Annotated in this window: 19 protein-coding genes; 9 read left to right on the top strand and 10 right to left on the bottom strand. The window is 67.7% G+C overall.

All coding sequences use genetic code 11. The features are described from left to right. Nucleotides 1–87 precede the first annotated feature (87 nt). From flgF to CHRYSEO8AT_RS10655, 7 genes are all read left to right on the top strand, one after another. The gene (gene flgF / locus CHRYSEO8AT_RS10685; RefSeq protein WP_135195044.1) at nt 88–828 is read left to right on the top strand and encodes a flagellar basal-body rod protein FlgF; all 741 of its coding nucleotides are present in this window, start codon (nt 88–90) and stop codon (nt 826–828) included. Between the two features lie 14 nt (nt 829–842). Beyond that, a complete protein-coding gene (flgG, locus tag CHRYSEO8AT_RS10680; protein WP_159849841.1) occupies nt 843–1,631 on the top strand; it encodes a flagellar basal-body rod protein FlgG in 789 nt (262 codons plus the stop codon). A gap of 3 nt (nt 1,632–1,634) precedes the next feature. Further along, on the top strand, nt 1,635–2,252 hold the full coding sequence (locus CHRYSEO8AT_RS10675; RefSeq protein WP_159849839.1) for a flagella basal body P-ring formation protein FlgA: 618 nt from the start codon (nt 1,635–1,637) through the stop codon (nt 2,250–2,252). A 12-nt stretch (nt 2,253–2,264) separates the two neighbouring features. Further along, entirely contained in the window at nt 2,265–2,987 is a 723-nt protein-coding gene (gene flgH / locus CHRYSEO8AT_RS10670) for a flagellar basal body L-ring protein FlgH (protein WP_159849837.1), read from the top strand. Nucleotides 2,988–3,119: 132 nt separating this feature from the next. Then, the gene (locus CHRYSEO8AT_RS10665) at nt 3,120–3,548 is read left to right on the top strand and encodes a hypothetical protein (RefSeq protein WP_159849835.1); all 429 of its coding nucleotides are present in this window, start codon (nt 3,120–3,122) and stop codon (nt 3,546–3,548) included. A gap of 7 nt (nt 3,549–3,555) precedes the next feature. Beyond that, nucleotides 3,556–4,059, top strand: a complete 504-nt coding sequence (locus tag CHRYSEO8AT_RS10660; protein WP_201304409.1) for a hypothetical protein — start codon at nt 3,556–3,558, stop codon at nt 4,057–4,059. A gap of 49 nt (nt 4,060–4,108) precedes the next feature. Beyond that, complete coding sequence (locus tag CHRYSEO8AT_RS10655; protein WP_159849833.1) at nt 4,109–5,896, top strand: DUF885 family protein; 1,788 nt, start codon at nt 4,109–4,111, stop codon at nt 5,894–5,896. A gap of 161 nt (nt 5,897–6,057) precedes the next feature. Here CHRYSEO8AT_RS10655 and CHRYSEO8AT_RS10650 read toward each other — a convergent pair whose 3' ends face one another. From CHRYSEO8AT_RS10650 to cysG, 5 genes are read right to left on the bottom strand one after another with little or no spacing between them, the layout of a single operon-like run. Further along, nucleotides 6,058–7,056 carry a cysteine synthase A gene (locus tag CHRYSEO8AT_RS10650; RefSeq protein WP_159849831.1) on the bottom strand — a complete coding sequence of 333 codons (999 nt, stop codon included), beginning with the start codon at nt 7,054–7,056 and terminating at the stop codon, nt 6,058–6,060. Between the two features lie 35 nt (nt 7,057–7,091). Then, nucleotides 7,092–8,168, bottom strand: coding sequence for a phosphoadenylyl-sulfate reductase (locus CHRYSEO8AT_RS10645; RefSeq protein WP_159849829.1), 1,077 nt, complete (start codon nt 8,166–8,168; stop codon nt 7,092–7,094). Continuing rightward, nucleotides 8,155–9,822: a nitrite/sulfite reductase gene (locus tag CHRYSEO8AT_RS10640; protein ID WP_159849827.1), complete on the bottom strand. Its 1,668-nt coding sequence runs from the start codon at nt 9,820–9,822 to the stop codon at nt 8,155–8,157. The genes CHRYSEO8AT_RS10645 and CHRYSEO8AT_RS10640 overlap by 14 nt, the downstream gene beginning before the upstream one ends. Further along, nucleotides 9,822–10,097: a DUF2849 domain-containing protein gene (locus tag CHRYSEO8AT_RS10635; RefSeq protein ID WP_159849825.1), complete on the bottom strand. Its 276-nt coding sequence runs from the start codon at nt 10,095–10,097 to the stop codon at nt 9,822–9,824. Before CHRYSEO8AT_RS10635 ends, CHRYSEO8AT_RS10640 begins: the two co-directional genes overlap by 1 nt. Next, nucleotides 10,094–11,479 (bottom strand): siroheme synthase CysG, encoded by a 1,386-nt coding sequence (gene cysG / locus CHRYSEO8AT_RS10630; RefSeq protein WP_159849823.1) that lies wholly within the window; start codon nt 11,477–11,479, stop codon nt 10,094–10,096. Before cysG ends, CHRYSEO8AT_RS10635 begins: the two co-directional genes overlap by 4 nt. Before the next feature lie 124 nt (nt 11,480–11,603). On the opposite strand from cysG, the gene gcvA reads away from it, so the two are divergent. After that, nucleotides 11,604–12,533 (top strand): transcriptional regulator GcvA, encoded by a 930-nt coding sequence (gene gcvA, locus CHRYSEO8AT_RS10625; protein WP_135195033.1) that lies wholly within the window; start codon nt 11,604–11,606, stop codon nt 12,531–12,533. A gap of 31 nt (nt 12,534–12,564) precedes the next feature. Further along, nucleotides 12,565–13,296, top strand: coding sequence for an NYN domain-containing protein (locus CHRYSEO8AT_RS10620; RefSeq protein WP_159849821.1), 732 nt, complete (start codon nt 12,565–12,567; stop codon nt 13,294–13,296). A 5-nt stretch (nt 13,297–13,301) separates the two neighbouring features. Here CHRYSEO8AT_RS10620 and dxs read toward each other — a convergent pair whose 3' ends face one another. The 5 genes from dxs to CHRYSEO8AT_RS10595 are packed head-to-tail and all read right to left on the bottom strand — an operon-like array spanning nt 13,302 to nt 18,128. Next, nucleotides 13,302–15,215 (bottom strand): 1-deoxy-D-xylulose-5-phosphate synthase, encoded by a 1,914-nt coding sequence (dxs, locus tag CHRYSEO8AT_RS10615; protein WP_159851702.1) that lies wholly within the window; start codon nt 15,213–15,215, stop codon nt 13,302–13,304. 57 nt (nt 15,216–15,272) lie between these two features. Further along, nucleotides 15,273–16,148, bottom strand: a complete 876-nt coding sequence (locus tag CHRYSEO8AT_RS10610; protein ID WP_159851701.1) for a polyprenyl synthetase family protein — start codon at nt 16,146–16,148, stop codon at nt 15,273–15,275. Nucleotides 16,149–16,200: 52 nt separating this feature from the next. Then, the gene (locus tag CHRYSEO8AT_RS10605; RefSeq protein WP_008260204.1) at nt 16,201–16,452 is read right to left on the bottom strand and encodes an exodeoxyribonuclease VII small subunit; all 252 of its coding nucleotides are present in this window, start codon (nt 16,450–16,452) and stop codon (nt 16,201–16,203) included. Between the two features lie 48 nt (nt 16,453–16,500). Next, nucleotides 16,501–17,163, bottom strand: coding sequence for a histidine phosphatase family protein (locus tag CHRYSEO8AT_RS10600; RefSeq protein ID WP_159849819.1), 663 nt, complete (start codon nt 17,161–17,163; stop codon nt 16,501–16,503). A gap of 41 nt (nt 17,164–17,204) precedes the next feature. After that, entirely contained in the window at nt 17,205–18,128 is a 924-nt protein-coding gene (locus tag CHRYSEO8AT_RS10595; RefSeq protein ID WP_159849817.1) for a histone deacetylase family protein, read from the bottom strand. Nucleotides 18,129–18,145: the final 17 nt, after the last annotated feature.

Below are 18,145 nucleotides of genomic sequence, written 5' to 3'. Positions count from 1 at the left end.
TCGATGGCGCTCAAACCCGCATTCCGCCTGGATTAACCCTGTTGGCACGGCCGTTGCGAGAGACGAGAGCGAAGGAGCACGCCACTCGTGGAAAACGCCGCCTATATTGGACTGTCACGCCAGATGACGCTGCGCCGCGAGCTGGACATCGTGGCCAACAACGTCGCCAACGCCAACACGACCGGTTTCAAGGTCGAGCAGTTGATGCTGGGGACCGAGATCGGCCAGCGCGCTCGCAACGACTCCATCCGTCCCTCGGCCAGCTTCGTGCTGGACAACGGCGTGGGCCGCGATTTCGGCCAGGGGTCGATGCAGCAGACCGGCCGCGCCCTGGACTTCGCCATCGCCGGCGAAGGCGCCTTCTTCACCGTGCGCGACGGCGCGAACGGCGAGGCCTACACCCGCGACGGCGCCTTCACCATGGACCCGGAAGGCCGCCTGACCACCAAGCAAGGCCAGGCTGTCCTGGGCGGCGGGGCCGAGATCGTTCTGGACCCCAACCTGGGCGCACCCAGCGTCGGCGCCGACGGCACCATCACCCAGGAAGGCCAGGTCACCGGCCGTCTGTCGGTCGTACGATTCGAGGCGCTGGGCGTCCTGGAGAAGGGCGGCGACAGCCTGTACCGCAACAACTCCAACACCCAGCCGATCGAGGCGGCGGACGCCCAGGTCCATCAGGGGTCGTTGGAATCGTCCAACGTCAACTCCTTGATCGAAATCACCAATCTCGTCGAGATCAGCCGCGCCTACGAGAGCATTTCGCGCATGATCGAAAACACCAACGACCTTAGCCGTCGCGCCGTCGAGCGCCTCGGCAAGGCCGCTTAAGGGAGCCCCGGACAATGCGCGCACTTCGCACCGCCGCCTCGGGCATGGCCGCCCAGCAGTTGAACGTGGAGGTCATCTCCAACAACATCGCCAACATGAACACGGTGGGCTTCAAGAAGCAGCGCGCCGAGTTCCAGGACCTGCTCTACCAGAACGTCGAACGCATGGGGGCCCAGTCCTCGTCCGCCGGCACCGTGGTTCCGACGGGCATCCAGATCGGCGCGGGCGTCAAGGCCGGCGCGGTTTACCGGGTCACCGAACAGGGCACGCCCCAGGCGACCGGCAACCCCTACGACATGGCCATCGACGGCAAGGGTTATTTCCAGATCACCCTGCCCTCGGGCGAGATCGGCTATACCCGCGCCGGCAACCTGCAGGTCAGCCCGGAAGGCCAGATCGTCACCGACGACGGCTATCTGCTGGAACCGGCCATCACCATCCCACAGGACACCACCAAGCTGTCGATCTCCAAGACCGGCCTGGTTCAGGTGACGCAGGACGGCCAGACGGCCCCGACCACGGTCGGCCAAATCGAACTGGCCAACTTCTTCAACGAAGCCGGCCTGGAAGCCATCGGCGACAACCTGCTGCTGGAAACCGCCGCCTCGGGTCCGGCCATCGTCGGCACGCCCGGCGACATCGGTTTCGGCCAGGTCATGCAGGCCTATACGGAGTCTTCGAACGTGGACGCCGTATCGGAGATCAGCGCCCTGATCGTGGCCCAACGCGCCTACGAGATGAACTCCAAGGTCATCAGCACCGCCGACCAGATGCTGTCGGTCGCCTCGCAAGTGAAGGGCTGAGCCATGACTCTGATCCGCTCTCTCCTGCTCACCGCCGCCGTCAGCGCCGTCTCCAGCGCCGCATTCGCCAGCCCCGTCGTCCTGCGCGCCAATCCCGTCGATGACGACGGCCGGGTCACCCTGGGCGACCTGTTCGAAGGCGCGGGCGCCGCCGCCGATGTCGCCGTCGCCGAGCGCGTTGGCCCCTCGGTCGTGCTGGAAGCCGGCCAGCTTCAGGCCCTGGCCCGCCAGGCTGGTCTCGACTGGAGCAACCCCAACGGCCTGCGCCGCGTCGCCGTGCGTCGCGCCGCCGGTCCAGTCCAGACGGCGTCGGACGCGGCGTTCCAACCTGTGGCGCAATCCGCAGTCCAGCCTATCGCCCGCGCCGCCTATCGCCCCGGCGCCGCGTCCCAGGTCATCGCCCGCAATGACATGGTCCGCGTCACCTATCAGGTCGGCGGCGTGAACCTCGCCGTCATGGGCAAGGCCATGCGCAGCGCGGCTCTGGGCGAGCCCGTCGCCATCATGAACACCACCTCCAACCGCGTCATCGACGCGGTCGCCTCCGGTCCCGGCCAGGCCATCGCCGGCCCCGCCGGCGATGCCGCCCGCGCCAATCCCCAACAGTTCGCCGCCCGCTAGGGAATCCTCGTCATGCGTAAAGCCATCCTGATCCTCGCCGTCCTAGCCCCGCTGGCCGCCTGCTCGACCGTCGCCGAGACGGTGCGCGGTCCTGAACTGGCCCCCATCGGCTATCCCGCCGCCCTGATCCCGGCGCAGCAGGCCTATCTGCCAGCGCGCGAGACCGCGCCCGCCAGCGCCAACAGCCTGTGGCGCACCGGCGCCCGCACATTCTTCGGCGACCAGCGCGCGCGCCACATCGGCGACATCCTGACGGTCAAGATCGACATCGACGACCGGGCCCAGACCCAGAACTCGACACAACGTTCGCGCTCCAACAACATCACCAGCGGCGTCTCCAACCTGTTCGGCCTGGAAAGCAGCCTGGGTCGCGCCTTCCCCGGCGGTTTCGATCCTTCCGCCATGGTCGGCATGGAGGGCGACCTGAAATCGGCAGGCTCCGGTACGGTCAATCGCGCTGAAAAAGTGTCGCTGACCATCGCCGCCGTCGTCACGGACGTCCTGGCCAACGGCAATCTGGTGATCCAGGGTCGGCAGGAAGTGCGCACCAACCGCGAGGTCCGCGAACTGACCGTCGCCGGCATCGTGCGGCCCGAGGACATTTCGTCCGCCAACGCCATCAATCACACCCAGATCGCCGAGGCCCGCATCTCCTACGGCGGTCGCGGCGACGTCAGCCGCGTCCAGGCCCCGCCGGTGGGTCAGGCCTTGGTGGAGCGGTTCAGCCCGTTCTGATCCACTGTCGTGAACCGTTGACGGATAACCGCGTTCAGCCTTGATGCGTCGGTCTGGTCTATTGCGGTTACAGCCGGGTCTGACGACATTAAGGGCGACGCGACGATGCGCGTTGTCGGCGGGGGCTGACACATGATGCTTATTCTTTCCGCCGCGATGGCGGTCGGCATGCAGGCGGCGCCAACGGCCGGCTGGACCTGGAGCCTGTACGAAGGCGACGGGCCCTTGGTGCTGGCAAACGAGATTCCCGACACCGCTGAGCTGCGCGCAACCTTACAGTGCCAGCCGGGGTCCGGCGCCGTCTCGGTCGCGGTCTATGGCGAGGATGCGACGGCCGGTTTCGCCCGCATCACCGCCGGCGGCGTGACCGCCACCAGCGAGGCCCGCGTCGGGCGCGGCGGCAAACTGGAGACCGCCATCCCGGTCGATCATCCCGCCTTTTCCGCCTTCGTCGCAGACGGCCGCATGACAATCATGGTCGGCGGCGACGCCGACACGATCACCGTCGAACGCCCTCACCTGGCCAAGCTTCGTCGCTTTGCCGACCGCTGCGCCGGATAGGAAGCCCATGCGTCTGTCTCGCCTGATCCTGCCCCTGATCGCCCTGTCCGCCCTGGCCGCCTGCGCCACCAACGCGCCAGCCCCGGTCGCGAATCTGGAGGCGGCGTCTTCGGCCCCTGCCCCCATGCCCGGCTACGACTGGTTCCTGAACCGCGACGGGCAGGAGGCGATCCTGGCTTACGGCGTCGCCAATAGCGACGAGGTCAAACTGCACCTGCTCTGCCAGGCCGGCTCCGGCGCCTTAGAGCTGACGGCGGCCAGCGAGAAGCCCGGCCGCGAGATCCATCTCGAATCCGGCGGCGACACCGAACGCTATCGCGCCTCGTCCGAACCGGCGGGCGTCCATGACGGCGAACTTCTGACCGCCAGAGCCACGACCAAGGATCCGGTTTTCCAGCGTTTCCGCCGCCTGGGCTGGATCGCCTCCTGGTCGGACGAGGAACGCCACATCTACGCCGCCCATCCGGCAGCCAAGGCGGGAATCGAGCAGTTCTTCACCGTCTGCGGTTGACGCATCGGTCACGCTCGGCTTGCGTGCGCCCCCTAACAGGAGGGGCGTGATGAAGTTTTCCCATTTGGCCGTTGCGGCCTTGCTCGCGAGTACGTCGCCGCTGGTCGCCGTGGCGCAGACGCCGCCCGCTGCCGTCGCGTCCACGGCGGCGGACACGGCGTTGAACACTCTGATCGTCGATTACGAAGCCTATCTGAAGTCCGTCGATCCCTTCTCGGCCAGCGGCGAAGGCGATGTGGAGGCGATGGGCCGGGTTCCGGACCTGTCGCGCACGTTCGAACTGGCCCAGCGCGCGCCGCTGGAAGGCTTCGTTCGGCGGCTGAACGCCATCGACCCGGCAAGTCTTTCCCACGCCGGCGGCATCAACCACGCCTTCCTGCTCTACACCCTGAACCGCAGCCTCGAAGGGCTGGATTACGACACCAGCCGCCTGGCCTTCGACGCCGAGGGCGGCCCCGGAACCTGGGCGCTGTATGTCGGCGGTAGCACCCGCCTGAACTCGGTGGCGGAGGCCGAGGCCTATATCAAACGCATCCGGGGCTTCGGAACCATCTACGCCCAGACGACGGCCAACGCCCGGCGCGGCCTGGACACCGGCCTGATTCAGGCCCGGTCCGTGACAGAGAGCGCCCTGACGCTGGCGCGCAACGATGTGGCGATCAAGCCGGACGCCGAGCCGCTGCTGAAACCCCTGACAACCCTGCCCTCGACAGCACCCCAGGCCGAGAAGGATCGTCTAACCGCAGCGGCGACGGCGGCGGTTTCGGAGGCGATATTGCCTGCTCGCCAGGCTTGGCTGGCCTTCCTAGAGACCGACTATCTGCCCAAGGCGCCGGTCGAGCCAGGCATCGGCAATCGGCCCGGCGGCAAGGCGCTATACGCCTATCTGGTGCGCGGCCACACGACCACCGACCTGACGCCGGACCAGATTCATCAGATCGGCCTGGACGAAGTCGCCCGCATTCGCGCGCGCATGGAGGTGGAGATGAAGGCGTCGGGCTGGACCGGCGACTTCGCCGGCTTCCTGAACTTCCTGCGCACCGATCCACAGTTCTATGCGACCAGCCGCGAGGCCCTGCTGCAACAGGCGTCAGAGATGGCCAAGCGCGCCGACGGCGGCCTGCCGCCCCTGTTCGCCACCCTGCCCCGCCTGACCTATGACGTGCAGCCCGTGCCGCCGCAGATCGAGGAAAACTACACCACCGGCCGCTATAACGGCGGTTCGATGCAGAACGGCGTCGCCGCCCATTATATCGTCAACACGTCCAAGCTGGACCAGCGCCCGCTATATGAACTGCCGGCCCTGACCCTGCACGAGGCCGTGCCCGGCCACCACCTCCAGATCGCCCTGCAGCAAGAGGCGCCCGGCCAACCCTATTTCCGGCGTCAGGCCAATGTCAGCGCCTATACCGAGGGCTGGGGGCTTTACGCCGAATATCTGGGCGAGGAGATGGGCTTCTACCGCACGCCCTACGAACGGTTCGGCCGCCTGTCCTACGAGATGTGGCGCGCCTGCCGTCTGGTGGCCGACACCGGCCTGCACTGGATGGGCTGGACCGAGGAGGAGGCCCGCGCCTGCTTCCGCGACAATTCGGCTCTGGCGCCGCACAATATCGAGACCGAGCTTCAGCGCTATATCGGCTGGCCCGGACAGGCCACGGCCTACAAGATCGGCGAGATCCGTCTGCGCGAGATTGGGGCGCGGGCCGAGCGGGAACTGGGGCCGAAGTTCAACGTGCGAACCTTCCACGACGCTCTGCTGGTCGAAGGCCCGCTGCCGCTGGCGCTGCTGGACCAGCGCATGGATGCGTGGATCGCGGAGCAGAAGGCGAAGTAACCAACCTGTCTCCTCCCTGCGAAGCGGGGAGGTGGCGCGGCGCTCCTTCAGCGCCGCGACGGAGGGGTTCTGCACCGCATCACCGGTTTCAGTGGGACTTGAAGAGCTCCTCCACCGCTTCGCGGTCCCCCTCCCCATTTCATGGGGAGGAGACGATGCGTTTACGCCCAGTTCGGAACCGGCAGCCCCCTCGACCGCAGGAATTCCGGGTTGAACAGCTTGGACGCATAGCGCGAGCCCGGATCGCACAGGCAGGTGACGATGGTCTTGCCCGGCCCGATCTCATTGGCCAACCGCAGGGCGCCGGCGACGTTGACCCCGGCCGAGCCGCCCAGCGACAGACCTTCATATTTCACCAGGTCGAACAGGATCGGCAGGAACTCCGCATCCTCGATCCGATAGGCGTGATCGGGCCGGAAGCCCTCCAGGTTGCCGGTGATCCTAGCGACCCCGATGCCCTCAGTGATGGACGAACCCTCGCCCGTCATCTCCCCATTGTTAAACCAGTTGAACATGGCCGCGCCGGCCGGGTCGGCCAGGGCGATGGTCACGTCCGGCTTCTGTTCGCGCAGATAGGCCGCGACGCCGGAAATCGTGCCGCCTGACCCGACGGCCGAGACGAAGGCGTCGACCTTGCCGTCGGTCTGAGCCCAAATCTCCGGGCCCGTAGTCGTGTAGTGGGCCTCGCGGTTGGCGGTATTGTCGAACTGGTTGGCCCAGATCGCGCCGGCCTCTTCGCTGTCGTTCAGCTCAGACGCCAGACGCCCGGAATAATGGACGAAATGGTTGGGGCTGGAGAAGGGGGCGGCGTCCACCTCGACCAGGCGCGCGCCCAGCGACCGGATAGCCGACTTCTTCTCTTCCGACTGGGTGCGCGGGATCACGATGACCACCGGATGGCCCAGGGCCGCGCCGACCAGAGCCAGGCCGATACCCGTGTTGCCGGCCGTCCCCTCGACGATGGTCCCGCCGGGCTTCAGAGCACCGGACGCCCGCGCGCCTTGGACGATCGACAGGGCGGCGCGGTCCTTGATCGAGCCGCCGGGGTTCATGAACTCGGCCTTGCCCAGGATTTCGCAGCCCGTCGCGTCGGACAGGCGATTCAGGCGCACCAGCGGCGTATTGCCGATCAGGTCGATGACGGACTTGGTGACGGACACGTTTCAGCTTTCAGGCGAGGTCGAAGGGGAGAAGATCAGGCCGCGACCTGACGCCTGCCTAGGTGGATGCCGCACTCGACCTTGTCCATCCCCGACCAGCGCCCGGCGCGCGTATCTTCGCCGTCCTGAACCGCGCGGGTGCAGGGCCAGCAGCCGATCGAGCGATAGCCCTGCTCGACCAGCGGGTGACGCGGCAGGTCGTTCTCGTCCAGCCAGGCCTCGACGTCGTCGGCGTCCCAGTCCGCCAGCGGATTGATCCGCAGCACCCCGTCCAGCACCTCGAACGGTTTCAGCTTGGCCCGCGTCGCGGCCTGATAGCGTTTTCGGCCGGTGATGACGGCGTTGAACCCGGCCGTCGCCCGCGCCAGGGGTCGCACCTTGCGCAGGTCGCAGCAGGCGTCGGCGTTCGTTTTCCAAAGATCGTCGCGCGCATCCAGCGTCGCCTTCTCGCCCGCATCCGGCGTGACCAGCCGCACGTCGGTCAGGCCCAGGGCCTTGGTCAGTTGGGTGCGATAGGACAGGGTCTGCAGGAAATGCTGGCCGGTTTCCAGGAAGACCACCGGCACGGCCTTGTCCTCGCTGGCGATGATGTCCAGTAAGGCGGCGGACTCTGCCCCGAAGGACGAGATGGCGCCGACCCGCAGACCCAGCGCGGGGTCCAGCGCCGTCTTCACGATTTCGGACGCGTCCTTGCCCGCTGTCTCGCGGTTCAGCCGATCAGCCAACGCGTCCAGATCGCGGTCGTTGGACGCCGCACGCCGACGCTGCCAGATGGTGGGCGCGGGATCGACGGCGGGCTGATAGGATCCGCTGAACGCCTGATCCATCCGGTCCCAGGCCGAGGCGTCGGCTCCGGGCGCCAATTCCACCGCGTCGAAGCCCGAACGCCGCAGATGCCGCGCCTGATCCGGCAGCACCTTGCCCGCCGCGATCAGACGTCCGGCATAGCCCCGCTCGCGCAGCACGGCCGCCAGCGAGAAGCCGCGCCCGTCGCGGAAGGCCTCGAACTCCAGCACCAGAGTGTCTTCATTGACGGCGGCCGCCTCGACCTCTTCCAGCGAGGTCGTCACCGACAGGCGCAGCCCGTTCTGAATGCCTTCAAGCCGTTGCATTGAGCGTCTCGTATATGGCGTCGCGGAAGGGATCGGGACCGACGCGGCGCACCGTGTCGATGAACCGTTCCCCGTCGGCGCGGATTTGCAGGTAGCGGTCCAGGGTGCGCTGGATCGCGGGCGCGACCTCGTCGGCGGGCAGGCTCTTGCCGACGATGTCGCCCAGGGCGGCCTGTTCGTCGGGCGAACCACCGACGGTGATCTGGTAATACTCCTCGCCCTTGCGATCGACGCCCAGCACGCCGATGTGGCCGACGTGGTGGTGACCGCAGGCGTTGATGCAGCCGCTCATATTGATCCGGACCGGACCCAGCCGTTCCTGATAGTCCATGTCCGCCAGCCGCTTCGACAGGGCCTGGGCGACCGGGATCGACCGGGCGTTGGCCAGGCTGCAATAGTCCAGTCCCGGACAGGCGATGACGTCGGTCGCGAGGTCGGCGTTGGCTGTCGCCAGGCCCACTTCGCGCAGCGCCCGCCACAGCGCCGGCACGTCGTCCAGCTTCACATGCGGCAGGACCAGGTTCTGCTCATAGGCGGCGCGCAGTTCGTCGAACGAATAGCGCTCGGCCAGGCCCGCAACCGCGTCCATCTGGTCCGCCGTGATGTCGCCCGGCACCCCGCCGACCGGCTTCAGCGACACCACCACCGAGGCGTAGCCCGCCTGGCGATGACGCCGCACATTGTTGCGGGCGAACCGGGCGAAGTCGGGATCGGCCAGCAGGGCGCGGTCGAACCGCGCGCTGGCCTTGAGCAGGGCCTCGAACGGCGGAGGCGCGAAATAGGTCTGGATCCGGGCGGCCTCGTCCTCGGGGATGCGTAGATCCTCGTGGCGCAGGGTGGCGTAGTGTTTGTCCACCTCTTCGCGGAAGGCCTCGATGCCCAGCGAAGCGACCAGGATCTTTATCCGCGCCTTGTGGATGTTGTCGCGTCGCCCCAGCAGGTTCCAGGCCCGCAGAATGGCGGTCAGATAGGCCAGCAGGTCCGCCGCCGGAATGGTCGACGCGATCTCCTGCGCGATGTGCGGTAGACGCCCCTGGCCCCCGCCGACGAAGACGCGGAAGGCGGTTCCGCCATCCTCGCCTTTCACGATCTGCAGACCGACGTCATGGGTGCGGATCGCCGCCCGGTCCTTCTCGGCGCCGATCACCGCGATCTTGAACTTGCGCGGCAGGAAGGAGAATTCGGGGTGGATGGTGGACCACTGGCGGATGATCTCGCACCAAGGGCGCGGATCCCCGATCTCGTCGTCGGCGGCTCCGGCGAAGACGTCCGTCGTAGTGTTGCGGATGCAGTTGCCGCTGGTCTGGATGGCGTGCATCTCGACCTCGGCCAGATCGCGCAGCATGGCCGGCAGGTCGGTCAGGGCGGGCCAGTTGTACTGGATGTTCGTGCGCGTGGTGAAGTGGCCGTAGCCCTTGTCATAGGTGCGCGCGATATGGCCCAACCGGCGCATCTGGCGGCTGTTGAACGTTCCATAGGGAATGGCGACCCGCAGCATATAGGCGTGCAGTTGAAGATAGACGCCGTTCATCAGCCGCAGCGGTTTGAACTCGTCCTCGCTCAGGGCGCCGGACGCGCGCCGCGCCACCTGGTCGGAAAACTCCTCGACCCGTTCGCGCACCAGGGCATGGTCGAACTCGTCATAGCGATACATCAGGCGACGCCTCCCGCGACGCTGTGGCCCACGGTCGGCCCGGCCGAACGGATGCGCTCCTTCAGCCGATCTCGGCCCGAGGGCGTATGGCCCTCCACTTCGACGGCGTAGGGATTGACGAACACATCGGGCCGTCCGGCGACCTCGGCCAGCACGATGTCTGTCGTTGCCTCGTCCAGCACCGAGGCCTGATCGATGCGCTCGACCGGCTGGTTGTCGACGCCCGCATAGATGACGCGGCCGTCCGACAGACGGTTTGCGGTGACGATCTTCACGCCGCGACCTCCGCTCGAACGTCCAACTGGGCCGCAGAGAAGGCCGCGGTCTCGCCGACGAACAACAGGGCCGGCCCCGTCAGATTGGCGCCGCGCACCAGGGCGCCCAGCCCGTCCAGTCGGCCGGTCAGAACCCGCTCGTCCGGTCGGCTGCCGTTCTCGACGATGGCGACGGGGGTCGAGCCCAGTCGCCCGGCCGCGATCAGCTTGTCCGCCGTCTCCTCGGCCCGGTCCGACCCCATGTAGATGGCCAGGGTGTGGTTCGGCCCCGCCAGCCGCGTCCAGTCGGCGTCAACCCCGCCCGGCTTGGCCTGGGCCGTTACGAAGGTCACCGCCTGGGCGTGGTCGCGATGGGTCAGGGGAATGCCCGCCGAGGCCGCGCAGGCCAGGGCCGCCGTCACGCCGGGTACGACGAAGACCGGGACGCCGGCCGCCCGCATGGCATCCAGTTCCTCGCCGCCGCGACCGAAGACGAAGGGATCGCCGCCCTTCAGCCGCACGACCCGGTGTCCGGCCTTGGCCTCCTCTATCATCAGGGCCTCGATCTGGTCCTGCGGCACCGAATGTTCGCCACGCGCCTTGCCGACATACAGCCGCTTGGCGTCGCGGCGCGCCCGCTCCAGCACCGCCTCGGGCACCAGACGGTCATGGATGATCACATCGGCGTCCTGCAAAACCCGCAACGCCTTCAGCGTCAGCAGTTCAGGATCGCCCGGTCCCGCGCCGACGATATGGACCACACCCTGTTCCGGCGCAGCCGAGTTCAGTAGGCGCAGCATCTCGCGCCGCGCCTCGGCCGTCCGACCTTCGGCCGCCAGCGTCGCGGCCGGACCCCGGAAGGCCTTTTCCCAAAACCGGCGGCGCGCCATGAAGTCCGGCACGCTGGCCTTGACCGTGTCGCGCAACTCGCGCGCCAGCCGCGCCACATTGGCCAGACCGGCGGGCAGCACGCCCTCGATCGCCGTGCGGATGTCGCGCGCCAGGATGGGGGCCGATCCGCCAGTGGCGACCCCGATCACCACCTCGTCGCGGTCGATCAGGGCCGGGGTCTGGAAATCGCTCAGATGCGGCTTGTCCACCACATTGACCTGGGCGCCCGCCGCCCGCGCCAGCGCGCCCAGCCGCGTCAGTTCGTCCGCATCGTCCAGCGCCATGAAGACCAGCCGCGCGCCCGCCAGGTCGCCAGCCTGCGGCGCGTGCAGCACTGGCTCGGGCGCCGTCAACGGCGTCTCGATCTTCGGGGGCGCGCCGTCGGGCGCAAACCACACCACCTCGGCCGGGGTGTTGAGGAACAGTCGCAGCTTGGCCAGAGCGGGCTCGCCGCCGCCGATGATCACGATCTTTGCGGCCTCCAGCGGAATGGAGGCGAGGAATACACGCATCGTCTTGCTTTCAGGGCCGTCGGGAGAGGAAACAGGGACGACGGCAGGTCACGAACCTTCGGCTTCCGCGTCCAGAGCCGCAAACCAGATTGCCTTTGTCTCGTTGATAGGATTTCTATCCGCGATGGTCCGATCCCTGCTCCCGCTCAACGCCCTGCGCGCCTTCGAGGCTGCTGCGCGGCATCTGAACTTCTCGCGCGCCGCCGACGAACTGTCGGTGACGCCCGGCGCGGTCAGCCAGCAGATACGTCTGCTGGAGGACATCGTCGGCGGGCCGTTGTTCGTGCGCGAGGCGCGCGGGCTTCAACTGACCGATCTAGGCCGATCCTCCGTGCCGCTGCTGCGCGAGGGGTTCGAACGGCTGATGGACGCCTCGGCCCTGCTGCGCGAGCCGCCGCGCCGCAAACAGGTGTCGATCAGCGTGGCGCCCGGCTTCGCCTCCAAATGGCTGATGCCGCGCATGGACGACTTCCACACCGCTCACCCGGAAATCGAGCTGTGGATCTCGGCCGACATGGAGCCGGCCGACCTGACCGAGGGCAAGGTGGACTTAGCCGTCCGCTATGGCCCCGGCGACTATCCGGGCCTGACAGTCGATCGGCTGATGACGGAAACAGTGCTGCCTGTCTGCGCCCCATCGCTGATGGACGGCGACAAGCCGATCCGCAAGCCGGGCGACCTGATCGGCCATACCCTGCTGCACGACATGTCCAACGACGGCGATCCCAGCCGACCGGACTGGGCCATGTGGCTGAAGGCGCGCGGCATTCGCCATCCCGATCCGCGTCGGGGCTCACGCTTCAACCAGTCGGGCCTGCTGATCGAAGCCGCCATATCGGGACGCGGCGTGGCCCTGGCCAAACGCACCCTGGCCCAGGCGGACCTGGCGTCGGGGCGGCTGGTGGCGCCCTTCCCGGACGGCTCAGAAGCTGTCGGGTTCGCCTATTATGTCGTCCAGCCGCGCGACCGGCCGCCGTCGCCCAGTGCGACCGCCTTCGTCGGCTGGCTGAAGAAACAGGCCGTGGATCACGACAATACGATGGGTCAGTTGTAGGCTCAGGCCTCATATTAAAAGGAGATCCGCCATGGCTGACGACAAGGCCCCTCGCCTCGCGGTCCTGATCGACGCGGAGAACGCCTCCGCCAGGATCGCAGAGGCGCTGTTCAGCGAGATCGCCACCCTGGGCGAGGCCTCGGCGCGGCGCATCTACGGCGACTTCGCCAGCCCGCAAATCGCCGGCTGGACGCGGGTGCTGGCCCGTTTCGCCATCCAGCCCCAGCAGAATTTCGCCAATACAAAGGGCAAGAACTCGGGCGACATCGCCCTGGTCATCGACGCGATGGACCTGCTGCATTCGGGGCGGTTCGACGGCTTCTGCCTAGTGTCTTCCGACGCCGATTTCACCCGGTTGGCGGCGCGCATCCGCGAGGAGGGCGTCGACGTCTATGGGTTCGGCGAGCAGAAGACGCCCGAAAGCTTCCGCCAGGCCTGCACCCGCTTCATCTATACCGAGAACCTGATCGCGCCGGTTCCGGTCGACGCCGGCGCCAAGTCGGCGGTCGCCGAAGCGCCTGCGACCAAGCGAAAGCCGTCCGAGGCGGCGCGACTGATCGCGGCCATCATCGCCGACATGGACGAGGACGGCGACGGCTGGGTGGCGGTGGGCGGCATCGGCAATCGGTTGCGCAACGCCCACCCCGACTTCGATCAGCGCACCTATGGCTACGCCAAACTTTCGGACCTGATCCGGGCGACCGGCCGGTTCGAGGTGGAGACCGGCGAGCGCGGCGCGATGCGGATTCGTGACCGCGCCTGAGGACGTTAGGCGCGGACAGCCTGACTGGCGGACACGCCCAAAGCTTGAAGCGCGGCGGCGGCTATGTGTTCGGCGTTCAGACCGGCCTGAGCGTACATGGCCATCGGCGCATCCTGATCCTGGAAGACGTCGGGCAGGTTGAGGGTGCGGATCTTGAGCCCGCCATCCAGCGCGCCCTTCTCGGCCAGCAGTTGCAGCACGAAGGCGCCGAAGCCGCCCATGGCGCCCTCCTCGACCGTGATCAACGCCTCATGCTCACGCGCCAGACGCAGGATCAGGTCGGCGTCCAGCGGCTTGGCGAAACGGGCGTCCGCCACCGTCGCCGACACGCCCCGGGCTGCCAGCATGTCGGCCGCCTTCAATGATTCCTGTAGTCGGGTGCCCAGGCTGAGGATCGCGACGGAGGTTCCCTCGCGCACGATCCGACCCTTGCCGATCTCCAGCGGCGCGGCCAGTTCAGGGATCTCCACGCCCAAGCCGTCCCCGCGCGGATAGCGGAAGGCGCTGGGCCGGTCGTCGATGGACAGGCTGGTCGAAATCATCGCCGCCAGTTCCGCCTCGTCGGCTGCGGCCATCAGCACCATGCCGGGCAACGCCCCCATGAAGCCGATGTCGAACGACCCGGCATGGGTCGCCCCGTCCGATCCGACCAGACCTGCGCGGTCCATGGCGAACCGCACCGGCAGCGACTGGATCGCCACATCGTGCACCACCTGGTCGTAACCGCGTTGCAGGAAGGTAGAATAGATGGCGCAGACCGGCTTCATCCCGTCCGCCGCCAGCCCGGCCGCGAACGTCACCGCATGCTGTTCGGCGATGCCGACGTCATAGGTCCGCTCGGGGAAGGCCTGGCCGAATAGGTCCAGCCCCGTGCCCGACGGCATGGCCGCCGTGATCGCCACGATCGACGGGTCGACCTTGGCGTGTTTGATCAGCTCGGTCCCGAACACCTTGGTGTAGCTGGGCGTGTTGGAGATGGCCTTGGCCTGTTTGCCCGACACCACGTCGAACTTGACCACCGCGTGCAGCTTGTCGGCGCTGCTTTCGGCGGGGACATAGCCCTTGCCCTTCTGCGTCACGACGTGAACCAGCACGGGCCGGTCCTCGATGGCGGCCGCCTTCTTCAGGATCGGCACCAGATTGTCCATGTCGTGGCCGTCGATGGGGCCGACGTAATAGAAGCCCAGCTCCTCGAAGAAGGTGCCGCCGGTGACCATGCCGCGCGCATATTCCTCGGCCTTTTTGGCCGCCTTGCGGAACGGGCGCGGCAGATGCTGGGCGACGGATTTTCCCAGCCTACGCACGTTCTGATACGCCCCGCCCGACACCAGGCCGGCCAGATAGGCGCTCATCCCGCCCACCGGGGGCGCGATGGACATGTCGTTGTCGTTCAGGACGACCATCAGTTGGCCGCTGGTTGCCTCGGCGGCGTTGTTCATCGCCTCATAAGCCATGCCGGCGGACATGGAGCCGTCGCCGATCACCGCCACGACGCGATTCTTCTCGCCCTTCTGATCGCGCGCGGCGGCGAAGCCCAGGGCGGCGCTGATCGAGGTCGAGGCGTGGGCGGCGCCGAATGGATCGTATTCGCTCTCGCTGCGCTTGGTGAAGCCCGACAGGCCGCCGCCCTGGCGCAGGGTGCGGATGCGGTCGCGTCGCCCGGTCAGGATCTTGTGCGGATAGCACTGATGGCCGACGTCCCAGATCAGGATGTCCTTGGGCGTCTCGAACACATGGTGAAGCGCCGTGGTCAGCTCGACCACGCCCAGGCCCGCGCCCAGATGGCCGCCGGTGACGGACACCGCATCGATCGTTTCGGCGCGCACTTCCTGCGCCAGCTGTTTCAGCTGGGCGATGTCGAAGGCCCGAGTGTCGGCCGGGAAATTGACGGTGTCGAGAAGCGGGGTGTCGGGCATCAGCCGAAAAACCTTGGAAAGTCTGATTGATCAACCCGCAGGTCGCGTCAACGTTTCGTATCAGGACCGGCGCTTTAGCACAAAGTCCACGCTGGCCCTGAGGATTTCGGCCTCGTCGCCGAACGGCTCCAGGTGCGACCGGGCCTGGTTGGCGAGATGCGCGACCCTGTGTCGCGCTGCTTCCAGGCCCAGCAGGGTGACGAAGTTGGTCTTGCCCAGGGCCGCGTCCTTGCCGCCCGCCGCCTTGCCCATCTCCTCGGCCGAGCCTTCGGCGTCCAGCAGGTCGTCGACGATCTGATAGGCCAGGCCGACATCGTGAGCGAAGCTGATTAGGGCGTGCTGCTGCGACATGGAGGCGTCGGCGATGATCAGCGGGATTTCGAACGCATAGGCGAACAGGGCGCCGGTCTTCAGCCGCTGCATCCGCGCGACGCCGCCCAGGTCGTCGCGCACGCCCAGCAGATCGATCATCTGACCACCCGCCATGCCCCTTGCGCCGGACGCCAGCGACAGCCGCGCCGCCAGTTCGCAGCGCACGGCCGCATCGTCATGGGTGTCCTCGTGCAGGATAATGTCGAAGGCGGCGGTCTGAAGCGCATCCCCGGCCAGCACCGCCGTCGCCTCGTCATAGGCGCGGTGAACGGTGGGTCGGCCCCGGCGCATGTCGTCGTCGTCCATGCACGGCAGGTCGTCGTGAACCAGGCTGTAGGCGTGGACGCATTCCAGGGCGCAGGCAGCGCGCAGCACCGACCGCTCGTCGATGTCGAACAGACGTGCGGCCTCCAGCGCAAAGAACGGCCGCAACCTTTTGCCGGGGCCGAGCGCCGCATAACGCATCGCCTCGGTCAGGCGCGATTCGGGGCCTTCGGCGCGTGGCAGCAGTTCATCCAGAGCGACCGTGACCAGATCAGCGACCTCGGCCACACGATCGATCACCGCCTGCTCGGGCGAGTTGGCGGCGATGACGCGGTTCACGAAGAGCGACCGTTCATTCGAACGACGCCGCCTCGACACCCTTGGCCTGGCCATCGGGGCCGACGACGATCTTTTCGACGCGCAGCTGGGCCGCCTTCAGGCGCGCCTCGCAGTGGGCCTTCAGCTTGGCGCCCTCTTCATACAAGGCGATGGATTCTTCCAGCGGCGCCTGGCCGGATTCCAGGCGGGACACGATGGTCTCCAGGCGCTGCAGGGCGTCTTCGAAGCTGAGATCGGCGGGGATGGCGGCGGCGGTGTCGGTCATGGCGCGGACCCTAATCGGGCGCACTCGCCGCATCAACGTCAGAAGCAGCTATCGCTTCTCGTAACGACGCTGAGACCAGTATTTGAAGCCCTGGTTGTGGACCAGTTTCCAGCCGTCGCCCTTCAGCGCACGACCGACCATATGGTTGAAATAGCCGTGGGCGAAGACCAGCACGTCCTGGCCGCTCTCGGCCCGCGCGATCAGCTTCTGCGCCGCCTGATCGGCCCGCGCCTCGGCCTGGGCGCGCGTTTCCTGGCCGTCGTGATGGTCGAAGGCGTGCCACCAGAAGCGCGACACCACGCCCCACCATTTGGGCGACAGCTTGATCCATTCCGGGATAGGCGGCGGCGGCAGGGGCGCCTCGATGAACATCACGTCGGCCATGACCTCGCGCCCGGCGGCGGCGGCGGCGGCGGTTTCCTGGGCGCGCTGGCGGGTGGAGGCGTAGATGGCGCCGGCGCCTTGGGCGGCGGCGACCAGTTCGGGCGGCGGCGTCTGACCGGCCAGAAGGCCGCCGATCTCGTATTTCGCCCACCACTCCCCGTACTGGCGCGCCGTGATCATGCATTTGCGCGACAGGGCCGGCTCGCCGTGGCGCGTCAGGATGATGGCGCCGGGACGCAGGGCCACGAGCGCGCCGACGGATGGCGCGGCATCAGGCGGGGACACGGACGGTTCGGTCGAATCGAGGGACAGGGCGGGGGCTGACATGACAAACGGACGGGCCTTTGGTTTCAAGGCGTTATGCGTCCTCAGTCCTCCCCGAGTGCGGCGACGTGGGCGACCGCAGAGCGGCCTAGTCCTTCAAGGTCGTAACCGCCCTCAAGCGCCGACACAACCTTGCCCGAACACGTCCGGCGCGCCACCTCCAGAATTGCACGTGTCGCCCAGGCGAAATCCTCGGCCTCCAGCGACTGATGCGCCAGCGGATCGCGCCTGTGGGCGTCGAAACCGGCCGAGATCAGGATCAGGTCCGGCCGAAACGATTCCAGCGCCGGCATCAGACCGCCGGCGAAGGTCGCGCGCCAGCTTTCACGCGCCGCATGGGGCGCCACCGGGGCGTTGACGATATTGCCGACGCCCGTTTCAGACGCCGCGCCCGTGCCGGGATAGAGCGGCATCTGGTGGATAGAGGCCAGGAACAGGCTATCGTCGTCTTCGAACGCCGCCTGGGTGCCGTTGCCGTGGTGAACATCGAAATCCACCACCGCCACCCGCGCCATCCCTTCGGATTGAGCCACCCGCGCCGCGACAGCGACGGAGGAGAACAGGCAGAACCCCATGGCCCGATCCGGCTCGGCATGGTGGCCCGGCGGGCGCACGGCGGCGAAGGCGCGGTTCATCTCGCCCCGCGCCACGGCCCGCACCGCGTCGATCGCCGCCCCCGCCGCCAGCCGCGCGGCCGGCACGCTTCCGGGCGAAAGCACGGTGTCGGCGTCCAGCTGGATCATGCCCTCGACCGGCGACGCCTCCAACAAGCGTGCGACATAGGCGGCCGGATGCACCCGCTCCAGATCCGCGACCTCGGCCGAGTTGGCGGCGCGTCGGTCGCCGGCGAGCCCGGCGTCGGCTAAGGCGTCCAGCACCGCCTTCAGCCGCTCGGGACTTTCGGGATGTCCCGCGCCGGGCGCGTGAGACAGCATCGACGGGTGGGTGAAGATTGGCAGGTGCGTCATGGCAGGTTCGTCATTTC

Source organism: Brevundimonas sp. G8, assembly GCF_902506205.1.
Lineage (GTDB): Bacteria > Pseudomonadota > Alphaproteobacteria > Caulobacterales > Caulobacteraceae > Brevundimonas.
The sequence above is the reverse complement of the archived record's forward strand: the minus strand, read 5'-3'. Positions and strand labels throughout refer to the sequence as shown.